We start from the raw sequence: 2,709 nt of genomic DNA on the forward strand, positions 1-2,709 counted from the left end.
TCAAGCGAAAAACCCCAACGGCGACAGCGCCGATTGCGTCCCCCGCACCTGCACCAACGGCTGCCCGGTGTCGATGGTCACCGGCGAAGAGCTGCTGACCCTGACCGATGGCGTGCTCGACGGGCTGCTGCCGTTCGAGTTCACCCGCCTGTACCGCACCAGCGCGGCGGAAATCGATGTCGGGTTGGGGTTTGGCTGGAGTCATTCGCTGGCGCATCGGCTGGAGGTCGAGGGCGATGGTGTGGTCTGGATTGACCACGAGAACCGGCGCACCCGGTTTCCGCTGCCGAGTGTCGAGCGGCCGGCGATTCACAACAGCCTGTCGCGGGCGGCGATCTTTCTTGGGGATGAGCCTGAGGAACTGATCGTTGCGCTGGCGGGTGAGGCGGCGCGGTTCTATCACTTTCGGGCTGGGCGTCTGACGGCGATCAGCGATGCCTACGGCAATCGTCTGACGGTGCATCGGGATCTTTCCGACCGGGTGCAGCGGCTGGATAACGGGGCCGGGCGTTCGCTGCTGTTGCGCTACGAGCGGGCGCACCTGGTCGCGGTCGATTATCAGATTTTCTGTGGAGCCGCCTGGCGCACCGAGCAGACGCTGGTCAGCTACCGCTTCGATGCCCGCCACCGGCTGATCGAGGCGAGCAACGCCGTCGACGAGAGCGAGCGTTACGACTACGACGACCGGCACGTCATCCTGCAGCGGCAGTTAACAGGCGGCGCGAGTTTTTTCTGGGCATGGGAACGCGAGGGCAAGGCGGCGCGCTGCGTGCGGCACTGGGCGTCGTTTTCGCAGATGGACACGCGTTACGTCTGGGACGACGCCGGCAGTGTGCGGGTGCAGTACGTCGACGGCCGCGAAGAGGTTTATGTCCACGACGACACGGCGCGGCTGGTGCGGCAGGTCGCCGCCGACGGGGGTGAGCAGCTCAAGGCCTACGATGCGCAGGGACGGCTGATCGCCGAGCAGGATGCGCTGGGGGCGGTCACCGAGTACCGCTACGACGACGCCGGACGACTGATCGCGCTGATTCCGCCGGACGACGCGCCGACGTCCTACGAATACCGCAACGGTTTCCTGCACCGCCGCAGCCGGGGCGACGCCGAATGGACCTGTCGGCGCAATGCCCAGGGCGATATCACCGAAGCGGTCGATCCCGACGGCCATGTCACCCATTACCACTACGACCCCCAGGGGCGGCTGCTGTCGATCCGCTATCCGGATTCGGGTCGACATGTGTTCGTGTGGAACGACCTGGGTCAGTTGCTCGAGGAAAGTCTGCCGGACGGCGGGGTTCGGAAGTTTTCCTACGATGCGCTGGGCCGACGGATTGCAACGCAGGACGAACACGGTGCGGTCACCCGCCACGCCTGGGACGCCGTTGGCCGGCTGATCCAGACCACGCTGCCGACCGGGGCCACCCGAGCCTGGTCCTACAGCGCCTACGGCCAGATCACTGCCGAGCGCGACGAGCTGGGGCGCATCACCCGCTACGAGTATGACGACGACCTGCATTTGGTCAGCCGCCGGATCAACCCCGACGGCACGCGGCTGCAGTACCGCTACGACCATGCGCAGCTGTTGCTGACGGAGATCGAGAACGAGTCCGGCGAAAAATACCGGCTGGACTACACACCCACCGGACTGATCCGACAGGAAACCGGGTTCGATGACCGGCGCACCGCTTATGCCTACGACCGCAATGGCCACCTGCGGGAGAAGACCGAGTTTGGTGATGACGGCTCGACCTTGGTCACCGCTTATGAGCGTGACCGTGCCGGGCGTCTGCTGCGCAAGACTTTGCCCGATGGCAGCACGGTGGATTATCGCTACGACCGCCTCGGTCGGCTGGTCGGCGTGGACGACGGCCAGAATCACCCGCTGGCCTTCGAATACGACCGGCAGGACCGGCTGATCACCGAGCATCAGGGCTGGGGCACCCTGCGCTACGCCTACGATGCCTGCGGCCAGCTCACCCGGATGCGCCTGCCGGACAACAGCAAGCTCGATTACCACTACGCCAAGGGCGGTGCGCTGACCGCGATCGACCTCAATGGCGCCTTGCTCACCCGCCACATCTACCAGAACGGTCGCGAACAGCAGCGCCAGCAAGGCCTGCTGCTCAGCGAATATGCCTACGACGAACAGGGCCGTTTGCTCTCCCACGCTGTCGGCCATCAACGCAGTGCCCTGTATCGCCGCGACTTTGCCTACAGCGCCAACGGCAACCTCGAACAGATCGCCGACACCCGCCATGGCCAGCGCAGCTACCAGTACGACGCCCTCGACCGGCTGATCCGCGTGCGCCACAGCCGCAACGACCTGCCGGAAACCTTCGCCCACGACCCGGCCGGCAACCTGCTGACGCAGGACCGTCCAGGCCCGACCAGCATCAAAGGCAATCGTCTGCTGATGCAGGGCGACCGCCATTACGACTACGACGCCTTCGGCAACCTGATCCGCGAACGCCGCGGCCGCGCCCAACAACTCGTCACTGCATACCGCTACGACAGCCAGCACCGCCTGATCGGCCTGACCCGTCCGGATGGCACCAGCGCCACCTATCAATACGACGCCTTTGGCCGGCGCATCCGCAAGACCGTCGATGGCCAGACCACCGAGTTCTTCTGGCAGGGCGACCACCTCGTCGCCGAAAGCAGCAAAGACCAGCACCGCAGCTTCATCTACGAACCCGGCACCTTCCGCCC

At 65.6% G+C, this 2,709-nt stretch carries 1 protein-coding gene; it reads left to right on the forward strand.

Features of this window, described 5'->3' with window-relative positions; genetic code table 11:
* Positions 1–2,709, forward strand: a 2,709-nt coding sequence (locus ACK6BI_RS27955) for a DUF6531 domain-containing protein (protein WP_409319656.1), incomplete at both ends; no start/stop codon positions are given.

This window comes from Pseudomonas sp. KCJK9016 (assembly GCF_046231795.1).
GTDB classification, from domain to species: Bacteria; Pseudomonadota; Gammaproteobacteria; order Pseudomonadales; family Pseudomonadaceae; genus Aquipseudomonas; species Aquipseudomonas bananamidigenes.